The sequence below is a fragment of the Billgrantia lactosivorans genome (assembly GCF_003254665.1).
Taxonomy (GTDB): Bacteria; Pseudomonadota; Gammaproteobacteria; order Pseudomonadales; family Halomonadaceae; genus Halomonas; species Halomonas lactosivorans.
Genome location: NZ_QHGY01000018.1, coordinates 1 through 17,053, shown reverse-complemented (window position 1 = coordinate 17,053; position 17,053 = coordinate 1). Strand labels below are relative to the sequence as shown.

The following is a 17,053-nucleotide window of genomic DNA, read 5'->3' as shown; positions in this document are numbered from 1 at the left end:
GGTTACTTCTTCAGCGAATCGTCGATCTCGTAGCCATTCTCCTCGTACCAGCGCACGGCACCCGGATGGAACGGCAGCACCTTGTTGTGCTCCAGGTTCTCGGGAACGCTGTGCTCCGCGCTGCGGTGGACGTTGCGCATCTTGTCGTTGTTCTCCATGGTCACCCGGGTGACTTCGTAGACGAAGTCTTCGGGCAGGTCGCAGCGGGCGATGGCGAAGTTCCACATGGAGACGGCGCGGGCGTCTTCCTCAAGCGTCTCGTAGGTGCTGGCGGGGATCCAGAACTCCGACACCGGGAAGGCGTCGATGACCTGCTTCTGCTCCTCCTCGGTGAACTCGATGATGTTCACGTCGGTCTGCACTTCCAGCTGGCTCACGGCCGGGATCGGGATGCCGGCGGCGAAGGCGATGACGTCGATCAGGCCGTCCTGCAGCTGGCCGCCCAGGTCGCCCCAGCCGCCATTACGGCGTTCGAAGTCCACGCCCAGCTCCTCCAGCATGGCCGGGAAGTAGGTGTCCGATGTGGAGGCCGACGGACCGAAGCCGATCTTGGCGCCGTCGGGGATGTCGGAGATCGACTCGATGCCGCTGTCGGCCAGCGCGGTGATGGAGAACGGCGTCTCGTACATCGGGAACAGGGCACAGACGTTGTCCATCGGCACGCCCGGTGCCAGCGGGCTCTCGCCCTTGACGGCGTCCGACGCCGGACCCATGGTGGTCAGACCGAAGGCCACGTCGCCGCCATGCACCAGCGCCAGGTTCTGGGTCGGGCCGCCGGTCACTTCACCGCCACCGGAGATGTCGAGTTCGTCGGCGATCAGGTTGGCCCAACCGGAGCCATAGACGAAATAGGTGCCGCCCTGGCTGGCAGTGCCCACGGTGAAGTTGCTCGGCCAATCGGAGCGATCCTGGGCAGAGGCCGAAGCGGCGGCAAGCACAAGGGCGCTGGCCAGCGTTCCGGTGAGCACTTTGGGTGTGACGTTGCGCATGGCTATCTCCGTAACATTTGTGGTTATGCGTCAGCGGCCTTGCGGCACGCTGTTGACAGTATGGTGCAGAACGAGCCGTGGCGCCGGGCGCCGGACTCGCGGTTGGCAAGTGATATAAGCAGGCGCTGTGCCACGTGCTCGTTCACCGAACGATAACAAAGAGTTGCCAATCAAGAGTTCGACCAAGGTCGAATCCTGCCATGCGTGCCGGGGCTGAAGTCCCACACAGGGGGTGAGGGAGAGTGTGCGGAAATCCGCTCACTTTTAGCCGCCTGGCGGGGCTGAGGCGGTGCGGGTTGCGCCGCCGCCAGGCGACGCCCAGCGCCAGAGGTTGCCGCATCGGCCAAGGTCAGCGGCGCCGAGGGTCGAGGATCCTCACGGTCTGGATGGTGTTGCGCTGCTGCTCCTCGCGCTCACGGTTGACGCGGGTCTCGAGCTCGGCAGCCGTCTCGTCCTCGATCGCTGCCTGTTCGAAAAAATCGCAGCTGACGCAGTCACGATAGCGCACGCCGTGCTGCTCCCAGGCGCGGATCCGGTCCATTTCGCCACAGCGGGGGCAAACGGCGCCGGCGATGAAGCGTTTCTGAACGGCCATGATGCCTCCGGAAGGAATAGCCACCGAAGAGAACTCCGGCGGCGGTGTGGCTACGATAGCGCGCCGTGCTGGTGTTGTCAGGCGGCACGAATGCCGCTGTGGCGCAGCAGTGGCTCGACGCTGGGCTCACGGCCGCGGAAGGCGCGGAACAGCTCCGCGGCGTCGCGGGCTCCACCCTGCTCGAGGATCTCGCGACGGAAGCGGCGTCCGGTGTCGGCATCGAAGATGCCGGCCTCCTCGAAGGCGCTCCAGGCATCGGCGGAGAGCACCTCGGCCCACTTGTAGCTGTAGTAGCCCGCTGCATAGCCACCGGCGAAGATGTGGCTGAAGCCGTTCTGGAAGCGGTTGAAGGCGGCCTTCGGCACGACCGATACGGCGTCGCGCACCTCGTCGAGCAGCGCCTGCACCTCGGCCGCCGTGGGCGCCTTGAGCTCGTGGTGCAGGCGCAGGTCGAACAGCGAGAACTCGAGTTGGCGCACCAGGCCCATGGCCGACTGGAAGTTCTTGGCCGCCTGCAGCCGCTCGAGCAGCTCGGCAGGCAACGCCGCGCCGCTGTCGACGTGGCCGGCGATCAGATCGAGGCCATCGCGCTCCCAGCAGTAGTTCTCCATGAACTGGCTGGGCAGCTCCACCGCGTCCCAGGCCACGCCGTTGATGCCGGACACCTCGGCCACGGTCTGGCGGGTCAGCATGTGGTGCAGGCCATGGCCGAACTCGTGGAACAGGGTGGTGACCTCGTCGTGGGTCAGCAGCGCCGGCCTGTCGCCCACCGGACGGGTGAAGTTGCAGGTCAGGTAGGCCACCGGCAGCTGCAGGCCGCCATCCTGGTCGCGGCGACGTACCCGACACTCGTCCATCCAGGCACCGCCACGCTTGCCCTCACGGGCATAGAGGTCGAGGAAGAAGCCAGCGATGGCGGCGCCGTTCTCGAGGATGTGGAAATAGCGCACCTCGGGATGGTAGCGCGGTGCCCCGATGTCCTCCTCGAAGGTGACGCCGTAGAGCCGCTCGACCACCCGGAACAGGCCGTCGACCACCCGTGGCGCGGGGAAGTAGGGGCGCAGCTGCTCCTGGGAGATGGCGTGGCGCGCCTCGCGCAGCTTCTCGCTGGCGTAGCCGACGTCCCACGGCGCCAGCTCGGCGAGGCCGAGGGTGTCGCGCGCATAGGCCTCGAGTTCGGCGAACTCCTCGCGGGCCTGGGGCACCGCTCGGCGGGCCAGGTCCTCGAGGAAATCCAGCACCTGGCGCGGCGATTCGGCCATCTTGGTGACCAGCGACAGCTCGGCGTAGCTGGCGAAGCCGAGCAGCTCGGCCAGCTCGTGGCGCAGGGCCAGGGTCTCCTCGATGACCGGGGCGTTGTCGTACTCGCCGGCATTGGGGCCCTGGTCGGAGGCGCGAGTGACGAAGGCGGTGTAGACCTCGCGGCGCAGCTCGCGGTCGTCGGCGAAGGTCAGCACCGGATAGAAGCTGGGGAAGTCGAGCGTGATGCGATAGCCCTTGACGCCCTTGGCCTCGGCGTTGGCGGCCAGTGTCTCCAGGGCGCTCTGGGGCAGGCCGGCCAGCCTGGCCACGTCATCGATGTCCTTGTGCCACGCCTGGGTGGCGTCGAGCAACTGGTTGGAGAAGGTGTTGGAGAGTTCCGACAGGCGCGCCTTGATCTCGCCGTAGCGGCGCTTGCGTTCGTCGGACAGGTCCACCCCGGCGAGGCGGAAATCGCGCAGGGTGTTGTCGACGCAGCGGCGCTGGGCCTCGTCCAGCTCCGCCCAGGCCGGCCCCTCCTTGAGCGCCCGCCAGGCACGAAACAGCCCCTCGTGCTGGCCAAGCCAGGTGCTGTAGTCGGAGAGCTTGCCCAGGCAGGCCTGGTAGGCCTCGCGCAGCGCCGGGGAGTTCATGGTGCCATTGAGGTGAGATACGGGAGACCAGGCGCGGGACAGCCGATCGTTGAGCGCCTCGAGCGGTGCGGCCAGGCTCTCCCAGGTGGGTGCTTCCTGCTGGGCGCGCTCGACCAGGGCCTCGGTGCCGGCGCGACTGTCGGCGAGCAGTTGCTCGATCGCCGGTACCACGTGCTCCGGCTTGATCTCGGCGAAGGGGGGCAGCTCATGGGACTCAAGCAGCGGATTGCGGGGCATGCGCACCTCGGGGTCATCGTGGGCGGGGAAAGCGAATAGCTGTTAGATGCGGCCGAGGGGGGCGGGTTTCAATCCCGCCGGGGGGATTGGTGGCGGCGAGCCGGCCTGATAGGCTTGCGCCTCCACGAAAGTCGAGGTGACGGCATGAACGCAACCCTGGAGCGCTGGAGCACCCGGCGCGCCTTCATCCTGGCGGTGACGGGCGCGGCGGTGGGGCTGGGCAACATCTGGCGCTTCCCCTACATCACCGGTGAGAACGGTGGGGCGGCCTTCCTGGTGCTCTACGTGGTCTTCGTGCTGCTGCTGGGTTTGCCGGTGATGATGGCGGAGATCATGATCGGCCGCGCCGGGCGGCGTGCGCCGATGCAGTCGCTGGGCCATCTGGCGGCCCAGGCCGGAGCCAGTCGCCACTGGCGGCTGCTGGGGCTGTTCGGCGCCGTCACCGTGTTCTGCATCCTGTCGTTCTATTCCGTGGTCTCGGGCTGGTCCATTGAATTCCTCGTCATGGCGATCAACGGCGATTTCGTGGGTCGCGACCCCACCGAGATCGCGACCGGCTTCGAGGCCTTCCTCGGCGACCCGCGCCGGATGACCTTCAACCACACGCTGTTTCTGTTCATGACCATGACCGTGGTCGCGGCGGGCGTGGCCAAGGGCCTGGAGCGGCTCAACAACCTGCTGATGCCGCTGCTCTACCTGCTGCTGCTGCTGCTGGCCGGCTACGCCGCCACCACCGACGGGTTCGCCACGGCGCTGGCCTGGCTGTTCCGGCCGGACTTTTCGGCAATCACCCCGCTGGTGGTGATGCACGCGATGGGGCACGCCTTCTTCACCCTGGCGGTAGGCGCCTGCGCGCTGATGGCCTACGGTGCCTACATGCCGGAGCATCAGAGCCTGCCGCGCGCGGCCGGGGCGGTGGCCGTGCTCGACGTCGGCGTGGCGCTGCTGGCCGGCATCGCCATCTTTTCGGTGGTGTTCACCCAGGGCATGGATCCCGGCGAGGGGCCAGGGCTGATGTTCGTCACCCTGCCCATCGCCTTTGCCGAGCTGCCCTGGGGGGCGCTGTGGCTCAGCGTGTTCTTCCTGCTGCTGCTGCTGGCGACCTGGACCTCGTCGATCAACCTGGCCGAGCCCATGGTGGCCACCCTGCAGGGCTGGGGGATGAGCCGCGGCAAGGCCGCGGCGGCGGTCGGCATCGGTGTGTGGCTGGTGGGGCTGCTGTCGGTACTGTCGTTCTCCACCCTGGCCGAGTGGCGACCGCTGTTCGGCATGAATGCCTTCGACATGGTCACCACCATACCCACCGAGATCTTCCTGCCGGTGGGCGGTTTGCTGATCGCGGCCTTCGCCGCCTGGATCATGCCGCGCGGCGAGGCCCGGGCGGCCCTGGGAGCCGGTGGGTCGGGCTTTCTCCTGTGGCAAGGGGTGGTACGCTGGATCTCGATTCCCCTGGCGGCCATGGTGCTGATCGCGGGGCTGCTGTGAAACGCAATGTACCGGCCGGTGCCGACCTGGAGGCTTCTCATGTGTTCGAACGATCCCATTCGTAGCTGGCAGGGCACGCGCCCCACCCTGGGGGCCAGGGCCTACGTCGATCCCGCCAGCGTGGTGCTGGGCGACGTGGTGCTGGGCGACGACTGTTCGGTCTGGCCCATGGCGGTGATCCGGGGCGACATGCACCGCATTCGCATCGGGGCGCGCACCAGCGTGCAGGACGGCAGTGTGCTGCACATCACCCACGCCAGCGATTTCAACCCGGGCGGATTCCCGCTCACCATCGGCGATGACGTCACCATCGGCCACAAGGCGATCCTGCACGGCTGCACGCTGGGCAGTCGCATCCTGGTGGGCATGGGGGCCATCGTCATGGACGGCGCGGTGGTCGAGGACGAGGTGATCATCGCCGCCGGGGCCGTGGTGACCCCGGGCAAGCGTCTCGAGAGCGGCCATGTCTATGCCGGCAATCCGGCCAAGGCGCTGCGCCCGCTGAAGGAGAGCGAGCGGGCCTTCTTTCCCTATACCGCCGGCAACTACGTGAAACTGAAGGACCAGTACCTGGCCGAGCGAGACAAGCCGACAGCAAAGTGACGTCGCGTTACTTCGCCTGATAAGAAAAAACCAAGAGGCCGTTGTGCTTCTGCGCCGGGCAAAATAATCTGTTTATTTATACAGTTATGGAGTTTGCCCGGCATGGCCGACTTTCGCACCCATCTGAGTGCCGCCGTGGGCGGCGGTGCCCTGCTGGCCTTCATCGGCTGGCAGGGGGAGCTCTGGTCCCCGGGCGAGGCGCTGCCGCTCGGGGCATTGACCGCCTTCGGCGGCATCCTGCCCGATATCGATGCCGATCATTCCCACGCCGTGCGCCTGATCTTCAATACCATGGCCGTGCTGGCGGTGGTGGTGGGGGTACTCCTGCTGCATGCCCAGCTCGAGCCAGGGGCGCTGCTGATGGTATGCGGCGGGCTCTACCTCGGGGTGCGTGTCGTGCTCAGCCCCATCTTCAAGCGCTTCTCCGTGCATCGCGGTATCTGGCACTCGCTGCTGGCCGCCGTGCTGTGCGGGCTGGCGACCAGCGTTGCGGGCTATCAGTGGCTCGGCCAGCCGGCCCGGCTCGCCTGGGCCCAGGGGGCGGCCCTGCTGCTGGGCTACTGTATCCACCTGCTGCTCGACGAACTCTTCAGCGTGGACCTGACCGGCGCGCGGCTCAAGCGCTCCTTCGGCACGGCCCTCAAGCCGTTCGACTACCGTGCGCCGGCAACTCGCTGCTCATGCTGTTGGTCGCGACGAGCCTGCTGCCGTGGCTGCCGCCCTTTGCCTCGCTGCAGGAACTGTGGCGTCAGGGCTCGACGTTGTGGCGGTAGTCCTCGGCCTTCAGCCCGTACTTGCGCAGCTTGTCGTAGAGCGTCTTGCGCGGCAGCCCCAGGTGCTCGCAGACCTCGGTGATGCGCCCGCGGTGGCTGACCAGCGACTGGCTGATCACGCTCTTCTCGAACAACTCCACCTGCTGGGGCAGGGCAAGATCGGTGCCGCCCCCCTCGACGCCCTCGAGCAGCACGTCGAGGCGGTGGTCGAAGGCTGACCCCAGCAGCACGTAGCGTTCGGCCAGATTGCGCAGTTCGCGCACGTTGCCGGGCCAGTCATGCGCCATCAGGGTGGAGATGCCGGTGGCGTCCAGCGGTGGGGTCTCTTGCCCGCTGCGATTGGCGGCAACCACGGCGAAGTGCTGGAACAGCAGGGGGATGTCCTCACGCCGTTCGCGCAGTGGCGGGATCGGCAGAGTGACGACGTTGAGTCGGTAGTAGAGGTCCTCGCGGAAATTCCCGGCCTCGGCGGCCAGCTTGAGATCGACCTTGGTGGCGGCGATCACGCGGAGGTCGAGCGGCACGGTTTCGTTGGCGCCGAGGCGCTCGACGCAGCGCTCCTGCAGCACACGCAGCAGCTTGACCTGCAGTGCCAGCGGCATCGACTCGATCTCGTCGAGGAACACGGTACCGCCGTTGGCGTACTCGAACTTGCCGATGCGGCGCTCCACGGCGCCGGTGAAGGCGCCTTTCTCATGGCCGAACAGCTCCGACTCGATGATGCTCTCCGGCACCGCTCCGCAGTTGATGGCGACGAAGGGATGGCCGCCGCGCGGGCTGCGCTCGTGGATGGCTCGCGCCACCAGGTCCTTGCCGGTGCCGGTCTCGCCGAACAGCAGGACGTCGGTTTCCACCTGGGCGATGCGCTGCACCATGGAGGCGAGACGCTGGATGACGGGGGTTCGCCCCACCAGACGCGGTCCTGGGGCGGCCTGCTGGGCTTCCAGTTCCGCCTTCAACTGACGGTTCTCCAGGCTCAGGCGCCGCTTGTCGACCCCGCGGCGCACCATCTCGACGAGCCGCTCGCCGGCAAAGGGTTTCTCGAGGAAGTCCCAGGCGCCCTCGCGCATGGCTTCGACGGCGGTGGAGATGTCGCCGTGGCCGGTGATCAGGATCACTGGCAGGTCCGGGTCGCGCAGCCGCACCTCGCGCAGCAGCGCCATGCCGTCCATGCCGGGCATGCGAATGTCGCTGACGATCACGCCGGGGAAGTCGGGCGAGAGTGCCTCGAGGGCGCTCTCGGCGCTGGCGTGCGGCTCCGGCTGGTAGCCGGCCAGTTCGAGGGTCTGGCCGGCAGTGATGCGCAGGTGGGGTTCGTCGTCGATGATCAGTACCGGAATGGCCGCCGGGTCATGCATGTGAGCGCTGCTCCTGGGTTGGCGATGTCGAGGAGGCGTCGGAACGTTCCTCGCGGGGCAGGATGATGGTGAAGCACGCACCGGCATCGGGCGGGTTGGTGGCCTCGATGCTGCCTCCCAGGTCCTTGATGATGCGTGCTGATATCGACAGGCCCAGGCCCAGCCCGCTGCCCGGCGACTTGGTGGTGAAGAACGGCTCGAAGATGCGCGCGAGGTGCGGCTCGGGAATGCCGGGGCCGGTGTCGGTGACGCTGATCCGTACCTGGGTCGCGGCGACCTCGATGTCGAGGATGAGCTTGGGGGCGGGGGACTCCGTCATCGCCTGCAGCGCATTGCCGATCAGGTTGACCAGCACCTGCTCGAGGCGCACCAGGTCGGCATGCACCCAGACCTCGTCGTCCCAGCGGCGTATCACCTCGACGTTGCGCAGGCGATTCTGGTAAAGGCGCAGCGCATAGCCGAAGCACGCCTGGACCGAGACCGCCGTCAGCGAACTGTCGCTCTTGCGCGAGAACTGGCGCAGCTGGGCGCTGATCTCGGCCATGCGCTCGGTCAGCTCGACCACCTGGGCCAGGTTGGCGTCGGCGGCGTCCAGGCGCTGGCGCTCGAGGAAGGCACGGGCATTCTCGGCGTAGGCGCGAATGGCGGCCAACGGCTGATTGAGCTCGTGGTTGATGCCAGCAGCCAATTGGCCGAGCACGGCCAGCTTGGCGGCCTGAATCAGCTCGTCGCGGGTCTGGCGAAGGTTCTCCTCGGCCCGGCGCCGCTCCTCGATCTCGTCGGAAAGCCGCCGGTTGGTATCCAGCAGGTCGCGGGTGCGGAGCGCGACATTGCGCTCCAGCTCGTCCCGCGCCCGGGCCAGGGTCTGGCGTTCCCGCTCGGTGAACAGCTCCCGCTCCCGGCGCAGCCGACGGCGCTGCCAGCCGATGCCGCCCGCCAGGGTGACCACGCCGTAGAGCCCCCCGGCGAGTGCGGCGGCCAGCCACTGGGCGCTGTAGACCGAATCCAGCGGCTTTAGGATGTGCATGTTCCAGCCGAACGCCTCCATCGGGCGAGCCATGCCGAGGTAGCGGCTGCCATCGAGTGCGCCCTTGGTGAAGCGCACCAGCTGGCTGCCATCGTCGCGATGGGCAAAGACCTCGATGCCGGAGTGGGTCAGCGGTTCGTCGGCGTAGCGGCGGGTGGCCAGCAGCGCCTGCCGCTCCTCCTCGGTGAACGGATGCAGGGCGGCCATGCGCAGCGCCGGGTGGCTGGCCATGAAGATGATGTCGTCCTCGTCGGTCACCATCAGCTCGGCGTCCTGCTCGGCCCAGCTCTCTTCGATCGCGTCGAGCAGCACCTTGATCACCATCACGCCGCTGGGACGGGCGTCGGGGGCCGTGTCGTCGAGCCACACCGGGGCCGAGAAGTAGTAGCCTCGCTCCAGTGACTGCACGCCCAGGCCGTAGAAGCGGCCGCGCTTGCCCTCGATGGCATCCTGATAGTAGCTGCGGAAGGCATAGTTCTGGCCGATGAAGGTATCCGGCCGATGCCAGTTGCTGGCCGCCACGGTATTGGCGTAGGCATCCAGCAGATAGACGTCCGACACGTCCGCAGTGGCACGGAACTGGTCGAGCAGCAGGTTGAGCGGCATCGGGTCCTGTTCTCCCTGGTTGAGCAGGAAGCGCCGCACCATCCCGCGCGAGGCCAGCAGCTGCGGCAGGTAGTCATGGCGCGTCAGATGGCCTTCCAGGCCGGCGGCAGAGAGGCGCAGCTCGTTCTCGGCCTCTCGCACCAGGGTCTGCAGCGCCTGCTCGCGCGCCACCTGGGAAGCCTGCCACATGACCACGACCAGGCCCAGCGGCAGCAGCAGCAACAGCAGCCGACGCAGGCGGAGCGACAGGCGGGGCGGGTGATGAGGGCCTTTCACGCGACGTTCCCTACAGCTGGATTTCCGGCAGAGCCTGGGCGCGCCGCAAGGCGCGTTGGGCGCGGGTTTCGGCGCGCTCCATCTCCAGCAGTTCCTCCTCGACGAACACCAGATGTTCGTGGGAACGTGCTCGGGCATCCTCGGCGCGGCCCTCGAGGATGGCATCGAGCAGGGCACGGTGCTGCTTCATCAGCATCGGTCGCGACTGGGGCTTCTCGAACAGGTGGGCCAGGTTGTCGACGATGCTCTTCTCCAGCAGGTGGAAGATGCCTCGGATGGTATGCAGCAGCAGAACGTTGTGTGCCGCTTCGGCGATGGCCAGATGAAAGGCGGCATCCGCCTTGGCTTCCAGCTCGGGGTTGCGCCCGGCGAAGCAGGCCTCCAGCTCCTCGAAGCGCTTGATCAGCATGGCGCGATCGGCCGGGGTGGAGCGAAGTGCGGCATAATAGGCCGAGAGTCCCTCCATGGCGTCGCGGAATTCGAGCAGGTCCAGGTGGAACTCCTGGTGCCGGGCCAGCATGTCGAGCAGCGGGTCGCTGTAGCCGCTGTTGAGTTCGCGGGTGACGAAGGTGCCGCCACCCTGACGGCTGGTCAGCAGGCCGCGGGTGGCCAGCTTCTGGATCGCCTCGCGCAGCGAGGGGCGCGAGACGCCGAAACGTTCGGCCAGTTCGCGCTCGGGGGGCAGGCGCTGGCCAGGCTTGAGGCTGCCCTCGAGGATCATCGCCTCGAGCCGCTCGGTGATGACGTCGGCCAGCCGCGGCTGGCGCACGTTCTGGTAGGTCATGCGAATCTTTCCTGGGCAGAGCCGATATTCGCCTAATTGGTCTTACCAATAGTGACTGGAAAAGCGCCGCCATGCAAATGGCATGGGGCATGTGGTGCCCCGACCAGTGGAGAGGCCTCGTCATCGGTCAGTTGGGTAGACCAAAGTCTATGCGAATCCGAGGCATAAAGCGGGGCGTGGCGTTGACACGTCCCGTGGCGGGTCCTAAGGTTCAACGACCTCTATCGGTAAATTGGTTTGACCAATTTTCAACAATAGCATGCGCCAATCAGCAGACCGCCCACGGCCCAAGGGTCGACAGTGAGGGAGCCCAATGACGTCAGTCAAGCTGTATCCACCCAAGCCGGAGAAGGTCTACTTCTTCGGTACCTGCCTGATCGACCTCTTCTATCCTGACGCCGGTCTGGATGGCATACGCTTGCTCGAGCGCGAAGGCATCATGGTACTTTTCCCCCAGGGCCAGACTTGCTGCGGGCAGCCTGCCTACACCTCCGGCTACCACGATGAGGCGCGGGCCGTGGCGGCGGCGCAGCTCGATCTGTTCGCGGAATCCTGGCCGATCGTCGTGCCCTCGGGCTCCTGCGGCGGCATGATGCGCACCCATTACCCGCAGCTCTTCGCCGGCACCGAGCATGAGGCGCGCGCCAACGAGGTGGCGGGGCGGATCTACGAGCTGACCGAGTTCCTGCTGCACGTCTGCCAGCTCAGGCTCGAGGACCGTGGGCAGCCCGAGAAGATCGCCATGCATACGTCCTGCAGCGCCCGCCGCGAGATGGGCCTGGCCGAAACCGGCCCGGCGCTGCTCGCCCGCATGGGTCAGGTCGAACTGGTGGAACAGGCCCGCGCCGCCGAGTGCTGTGGCTTCGGCGGCACCTTCGCGGTGCGTCATCCCGAGGTCTCCGCCGCCATGGTCGAGGACAAGACCCAGGCGATCGAGGCCACCGGCGTCAAGCGTTTCGTGACTTCCGATTGCGGCTGCCTGATGAACATCGCCGGCCGCTTCGAGCACCAGAACAAGCCCGTCGAGGGCGAGCACATCGCCAGCTACCTGTGGCGGAGGACCTCATGAGCGCAGCCCACGAGCCGGTGCAGACCTTCACCCCGCGCGAATTTCACCGCCAGGCCCACGATGCCCTGGGCAACCCACAGATTCGCGCCAACTTTCGCCGCGCGATGGATGGCCTGATGGCCAAGCGCCGCGACGTCTTCAGCGACTGGGACCTCGAGGTCCTGCGCGAGCTGGGGGCCAACATTCGCCTGCGTGCGCTGGCCAAGCTGCCCGACCTGCTGGAGCGTCTCGAGGCCAACTGCCAGGCCAACGGCATCCAGGTGCACTGGGCCGAGAACGGCGACGAGGCGTGCCGCATCATCGGCGAGATCTGCGAGCGCCACGGCGCCAGGGCAGTGATCAAGGGCAAGTCGATGGTCTCCGAGGAGATGCACCTCAATGCCCATCTGGAAGCGGCGGGCATCGAGGCGCTGGAGTCCGATCTTGGCGAATACCTGGTGCAGCTCAACGAACAGACGCCCTCGCATATCATCATGCCGGCGATCCATCTCAATACCGACGAGATCGCCGAGATCATGCACGACAAGACAGGGATCGAGCGCACTCGCGACGTCGACACCATGACCGCCGCGGCGCGCGCCCAGCTGCGCGAGCGCTTCATGGCCGCCGATGTCGGCATTTCGGGGGTCAATTTCGCCGTGGCCGAGACCGGGACCCTGTGCCTGGTGGAAAACGAGGGCAACGGCCGCATGACCACCGCCGTGCCGCCGGTGCACATCGCCGTGACCGGCATCGAGAAGGTGGTCGAACACCTGCGCGATGTGCCGCCGCTCTACGCGCTGCTGACCCGTTCGGCCACCGGCCAGCACGTCACCACCTACTTCAACATGATCAGCTCGCCGCGCAAGCCCGGCGAGCACGATGGGCCGCAGGAAGTCCATCTGGTACTGGTCGACAGCGGCCGCTCCAACATCTACCAGGATGATGAGCTGCTCGACACCTTGCGCTGCATTCGCTGCGGCGCCTGCATGAACCACTGTCCGGTCTATACCCGGGTGGGCGGCCACACCTACGGCACCACCTATCCCGGCCCCATCGGCAGCATCCTGATGCCGCACATGATGGGCCTGGAGGCGACCAAGGACCTGCCCACCGCCTCGAGCCTGTGCGGCGCCTGCGGCGAGGTGTGCCCGGTCAAGATCCCGATTCCCGACCTGCTGGTGCGCCTGCGTCGCGAGGCGGTGGGCGAGGGGCGCGGCAACGTGCGCGGTGCCGGCGTCAAGCGAACGAAGAAGGAGGTGGCGGCGTGGAAGGGCTTCCAGTGGTTGGCCACCCATCCCGCCGCCTGGCGCAGCGGTGCGGCACTCGCCGGCAAGCTCCAGGCGCTGATGCCGTCGAAGCTTGGTCCCTGGACCGAATACCGCACCGCGCCCAAGCCGGCCAAGGTTTCACTGCATGCAATGGTCAAACGCCACCAGGCAGGCAAATCCGATGAGGATGGGGGGGAGCGTTCATGAGTGCCCGCGACAATATCCTCAAGCGCCTGCGCGAACGCGCCGACGGACCGCTGGCGGCTCCCGAGAGCGACTTCGCCGTGGTCACCGGGCGCGGCTGGGATCACGCAGAGCGGCTGGCGCGCTTCGAGCGCTGGATCACCTCCGTGCATGGCGAGGTGATCCACACGTCACGCGATGACTGGACCAAGGTACTTGCCGGCGTGCTCGATGCCAAGGGCATTCGACGCCTGGCCCTGGGGCGGGAGCACCCCGTCGCCGCCGAAGCCCGCGCGGCGCTGGCCAAAGACGAGGTCATCCTGCTCGACGCCGACCGCGACATCGAGACCTGGCGGCACGAGCAATTCCACGACACCGATGCCGGCCTGACCTCCACGCGCGGCGCCATCGCCGAGACCGGCAGCCTGTGGCTGTGGCCGACCCCCGACGAGCCGCGCCTGCTGAGCCTGGTGCCGCCGATCCACATCGCCGTGCTCGATGCCGACACCGTCGAGGACACCTTCTTCGACGTGGTCGAAGCCCACGGCTGGGCCGGCGGCATGCCCACCAATGCGCTGCTGATCTCGGGGCCGAGCAAGACCGCCGACATCGAACAGACCCTGGCCTATGGCGTCCACGGCCCGCGCGTACTGGTGGTGCTGCTGCGCCACGCCGAGGAGCGCCCATGACCGCCGCAACGAAGGCGCCTGCTGCCGACAGCTGGCGTGAGCTCAAGCAGGAACTGCTCAAGATCATGCCCGCCGAGCGGCTGATCGACGATCCGCTGCGCACCCTGGCCTACGGCACCGACGCCAGCTTCTACCGGCTCATCCCCAAGCTGGTGGTGCGTCCCGCCGACGAGGATGAGCTGATGGCGGTGCTGGCCGGCTGTCGCCAGCGCGGCCTTCCGGTCACCTTTCGTGCTGCCGGGACCTCGCTCTCGGGGCAGGCGGTGACCGACTCGGTGCTGATCCAGCTGCGCGAGGGCTGGCGCGGCCACGAGATCCTCGACAATGGCCGGGCCATCCGCCTGCAGCCCGGGGTGATCGGCGCCCGGGCCAACCAGCTGCTGACCCCGTTCGGGCGCAAGATCGGCCCCGACCCGGCCTCCATCAACAGCTGCATGGTGGGCGGCATCGCCGCCAACAATGCCTCGGGCATGTGCTGCGGCACGGCGCAGAACAGCTACCGCACGGTGCGCGACATGCGGGTGATCCTGGCCGACGGCACCCGCCTGGACACTGCCGACCCGGCTAGTTGCGAGGCGTTTCGGCGCAGCCATGCCGCACTCGTCGAAGGGCTCGAGCGTCTCTCCGCCGAGACCCGGGCCAACGCGGCGCTGGCGGAGAAGATCCGCCACAAATACCGTCTCAAGAACACCACCGGCTACGCGCTCAACAGCCTGATCGACTTCGACGACGGCATTGAGACCCTCAAGCACCTGATGATCGGCTCCGAGGGCACCCTCGGCTTCATCAGTACCATTACCTACGACACCGTCGTCGACGAGCCGCACAAGGCCGCGGCGCTGGTCTTCCTTCCCGACATGGCCACCACCTGCCGCGCCACCATCGCGCTCAAGCCGGCGCCGGTCTCGGCGGTGGAGCTGATGGACCGCGCCGCGCTGCGCTCGGTGGAAAACAAGCCGGGCATGCCCGAGGGGCTCAAGCGCCTGCCCGACGGGGCGGCGGCACTGCTGATCGACGTGCGTGGCAACGACGAGGCGGAACTTCAGGCGCGGCTCGAGGCGGTACAGGTCATCTTCGAGGGTATCCACACCCTGGAGCCGGTCACCTTCACTCAAGACAAGAGCCTCTACGAACTCTACTGGAAGATCCGCAAGGGGCTTTTCCCCGCTGTCGGCGCAGTGCGCGACACCGGCACCACGGTGATCATCGAGGACGTTGCCTTCCCCATCGAGCGCCTCGACGAGGGCGTGCTGGCGCTGACCGAGGCTTTCCATCGTCACGGCTACTCCGAGGCGATCCTGTTCGGCCACGCCCTGGAGGGCAACCTGCACTTCGTCTTCCCCCAGGGCTTCGAGAAGCCCGGCGAGGTCGAGCGCTACCAGGCGCTGATGGACGAGGTCGCGCAGCTGGTCGCCGTCGAGTACGGCGGTTCGCTCAAGGCCGAGCACGGCACCGGGCGCAACATGGCGCCCTACGTGGAGCTGGAGTGGGGTCCAGAGGCCTATGCGCTGATGTGGCAGGTCAAGGCGCTGTTCGATCCGGAAAACCTGCTTAACCCCGACGTCATCCTCAGTCGCAACCCGACCCTGCACCTGGAGAACCTCAAGCCGCTGCCGGCGGCCGATCCCATCGTCGACAAGTGCATCGAATGTGGCTTCTGCGAACACGTCTGTCCCTCGCGCGACCTCACCCTGACCCCGCGTCAGCGCATTGTCGCTGCCCGAGAGATGGCCAGGCTCGAGGCGCTGGGCGAGGGGCTCGGTATGCAGGAGGCCGAACGGCTCGAGCGACTGCGCAAGGACTATCGCTACGCCGGTGACGAGACCTGTGCCGTCGACGGCCTGTGTGCCACCCAATGCCCGGTGGGCATCAACACCGGCGAGCTGATTCGCGAGATGCGCCACGAGCGCCTGGCGCGGCATGCCGACACGGCGCGCCGAATAGGACGACACTTTTCCGGCACTACGCGTCTGGCACGCGGCATGCTCAACCTGGCCGGCGTCGGGCGTGTCGTGCTCGGCGAGCAAGGGCTGTCCAAGGTGAGCGGGACGATCACCAGGGCCAGTAGGGGAAAGGTGCCCCAGTGGATCCCCACCCTGCCCAGGGCGGCGACGATGCGTGTGCTCAAGCGAAAGACGACAGGCAAGGCGCTCCGCGACAAGGTGGTCTACTTCCCCTCCTGTGCGACACGGGTCTTCGGTGCCGGTCATGGCGACAGCGAAAGCCGCTCGATCATGGAGATCACGCTAGCGCTGCTCGACAAGGCCGGCTTCGAGGCGATCGTGCCCGAGATGCCGGGGCATCTCTGCTGTGGCATGGCCTTCCAGTCAAAAGGTCAGTTCGACGAAGCGACGCACAAGGCGCGTGAGCTGAACCGGGAGCTGCTGGTCGCGAGTCAGAACGGACGCTACCCGATCCTCAGCGACACCAGCCCCTGCGTGCTGCACATGCAAGGACGGCTGGACGAGCGTCTCAGCGTGCAGGAGCCGGTGTCTTTCGCCCACGATTACCTGCTGCCGCGCCTGGCGATCACGCCGCTCGACGAGCGGGTGGCGGTGCACGTGACCTGCTCCAGCACCCACATGGGCCTGGGCGATCGCATGGTGGCCCTGGCACGCGCTTGCGCTCGTGAGGTGGTGGTGCCGGCCGAGATCACCTGCTGCGGTTTCGCCGGCGACAAGGGGCTGGTTACGCCGGAGCTCAACGCCTCGGCGCTCAAGGGACTGGCCGAACAGGTGGGCGAATGCGACGCGGGTTACTCCAACTCGCGCACCTGTGAGATCGGCCTGTCGCTGCATGGCGGCATCCCGTATCGCTCGATTCTCTCGCTGCTCGACCGGGCCAGTCAGCGGCTTGGCGAGCAGGAAGCCAGTGCCTGAAACTGCCCACAGGCTCTCGCGTCGAGCGCCTGTGGATAGTCCGCGCGCTCGGGTGGCGCNGGGAATGCGTAAAGTACGCATCCGCTGCCGGCGACGGGCAACGTGGCCAGCGGTGAGAAGAGTGGTAAGTGGCTGTCTCGGTTTGAATTTTTCGATTCGCTTCGCAAGATTCTCACTTGACGTCCGCGGCGGATTCGCTAGAATGCGCCCCACTTGCGAGGGTCCCGCTGGGGGCTCTCACGGCCACCCGCGACGCGGGGCTTCGCGGCCAGGGTCACCTTCCGGTGACGGCGGCGAAGAGAGTTGACAAGCTCAGCCACTTCAGTAGAATACGCCTTCCTCGCAGGGCGCTGGCGAG

The 17,053-nt window shown here is 67.2% G+C and carries 13 protein-coding genes; 7 read left to right on the top strand and 6 right to left on the bottom strand.

Annotation, left to right across the window (positions count from 1 at the left end):
* Positions 1-2: 2 nt before the first annotated feature.
* From DIS04_RS19260 to prlC, 3 genes are all read right to left on the bottom strand, one after another.
* On the bottom strand, positions 3-989 hold the full coding sequence (locus tag DIS04_RS19260) for a TAXI family TRAP transporter solute-binding subunit (protein WP_111415412.1): 987 nt from the start codon (positions 987-989) through the stop codon (positions 3-5).
* 349 nt (positions 990-1,338) lie between these two features.
* Positions 1,339-1,584, bottom strand: a complete 246-nt coding sequence (locus DIS04_RS19255; protein WP_111415411.1) for a YheV family putative zinc ribbon protein — start codon at positions 1,582-1,584, stop codon at positions 1,339-1,341.
* A 77-nt stretch (positions 1,585-1,661) separates the two neighbouring features.
* Positions 1,662-3,713 (bottom strand): oligopeptidase A, encoded by a 2,052-nt coding sequence (gene prlC / locus DIS04_RS19250; protein ID WP_111415410.1) that lies wholly within the window; start codon positions 3,711-3,713, stop codon positions 1,662-1,664.
* Positions 3,714-3,857: 144 nt separating this feature from the next.
* On the opposite strand from prlC, the gene DIS04_RS19245 reads away from it, so the two are divergent.
* The 3 genes from DIS04_RS19245 to DIS04_RS19235 all read left to right on the top strand — a co-directional run bounded on the left by DIS04_RS19245 (position 3,858) and on the right by DIS04_RS19235 (position 6,656).
* A complete protein-coding gene (locus tag DIS04_RS19245) occupies positions 3,858-5,198 on the top strand; it encodes a sodium-dependent transporter (protein WP_111415409.1) in 1,341 nt (446 codons plus the stop codon).
* Between the two features lie 39 nt (positions 5,199-5,237).
* A complete protein-coding gene (locus DIS04_RS19240) occupies positions 5,238-5,801 on the top strand; it encodes a gamma carbonic anhydrase family protein (protein WP_111415408.1) in 564 nt (187 codons plus the stop codon).
* A gap of 102 nt (positions 5,802-5,903) precedes the next feature.
* Entirely contained in the window at positions 5,904-6,656 is a 753-nt protein-coding gene (locus tag DIS04_RS19235) for a metal-dependent hydrolase (RefSeq protein ID WP_422668270.1), read from the top strand.
* Here DIS04_RS19235 and DIS04_RS19230 read toward each other — a convergent pair.
* From DIS04_RS19230 to DIS04_RS19220, 3 genes are read right to left on the bottom strand one after another with little or no spacing between them, the layout of a single operon-like run.
* Positions 6,550-7,932: a sigma-54-dependent transcriptional regulator gene (locus DIS04_RS19230; protein WP_111415407.1), complete on the bottom strand. Its 1,383-nt coding sequence runs from the start codon at positions 7,930-7,932 to the stop codon at positions 6,550-6,552. The two genes, DIS04_RS19235 and DIS04_RS19230, sit on opposite strands and share 107 nt — an antisense overlap.
* Positions 7,925-9,841, bottom strand: a complete 1,917-nt coding sequence (locus DIS04_RS19225; RefSeq protein ID WP_245904632.1) for a sensor histidine kinase — start codon at positions 9,839-9,841, stop codon at positions 7,925-7,927. Before DIS04_RS19225 ends, DIS04_RS19230 begins: the two co-directional genes overlap by 8 nt.
* A gap of 10 nt (positions 9,842-9,851) precedes the next feature.
* Complete coding sequence (locus DIS04_RS19220) at positions 9,852-10,625, bottom strand: GntR family transcriptional regulator (RefSeq protein WP_111415406.1); 774 nt, start codon at positions 10,623-10,625, stop codon at positions 9,852-9,854.
* Between the two features lie 313 nt (positions 10,626-10,938).
* Here DIS04_RS19220 and DIS04_RS19215 point away from each other — a divergent pair, with 313 nt between their 5' ends.
* From DIS04_RS19215 to DIS04_RS19200, 4 genes are read left to right on the top strand one after another with little or no spacing between them, the layout of a single operon-like run.
* Complete coding sequence (locus DIS04_RS19215) at positions 10,939-11,694, top strand: (Fe-S)-binding protein (RefSeq protein WP_111415405.1); 756 nt, start codon at positions 10,939-10,941, stop codon at positions 11,692-11,694.
* Positions 11,691-13,151: a LutB/LldF family L-lactate oxidation iron-sulfur protein gene (locus DIS04_RS19210; protein ID WP_111415404.1), complete on the top strand. Its 1,461-nt coding sequence runs from the start codon at positions 11,691-11,693 to the stop codon at positions 13,149-13,151. Before DIS04_RS19215 ends, DIS04_RS19210 begins: the two co-directional genes overlap by 4 nt.
* Positions 13,148-13,816 carry a LutC/YkgG family protein gene (locus tag DIS04_RS19205; protein ID WP_111415403.1) on the top strand — a complete coding sequence of 223 codons (669 nt, stop codon included), beginning with the start codon at positions 13,148-13,150 and terminating at the stop codon, positions 13,814-13,816. The genes DIS04_RS19210 and DIS04_RS19205 overlap by 4 nt, the downstream gene beginning before the upstream one ends.
* On the top strand, positions 13,813-16,695 hold the full coding sequence (locus tag DIS04_RS19200; protein WP_111415402.1) for an FAD-binding and (Fe-S)-binding domain-containing protein: 2,883 nt from the start codon (positions 13,813-13,815) through the stop codon (positions 16,693-16,695). The genes DIS04_RS19205 and DIS04_RS19200 overlap by 4 nt, the downstream gene beginning before the upstream one ends.
* Positions 16,696-17,053 lie beyond the last annotated feature (358 nt).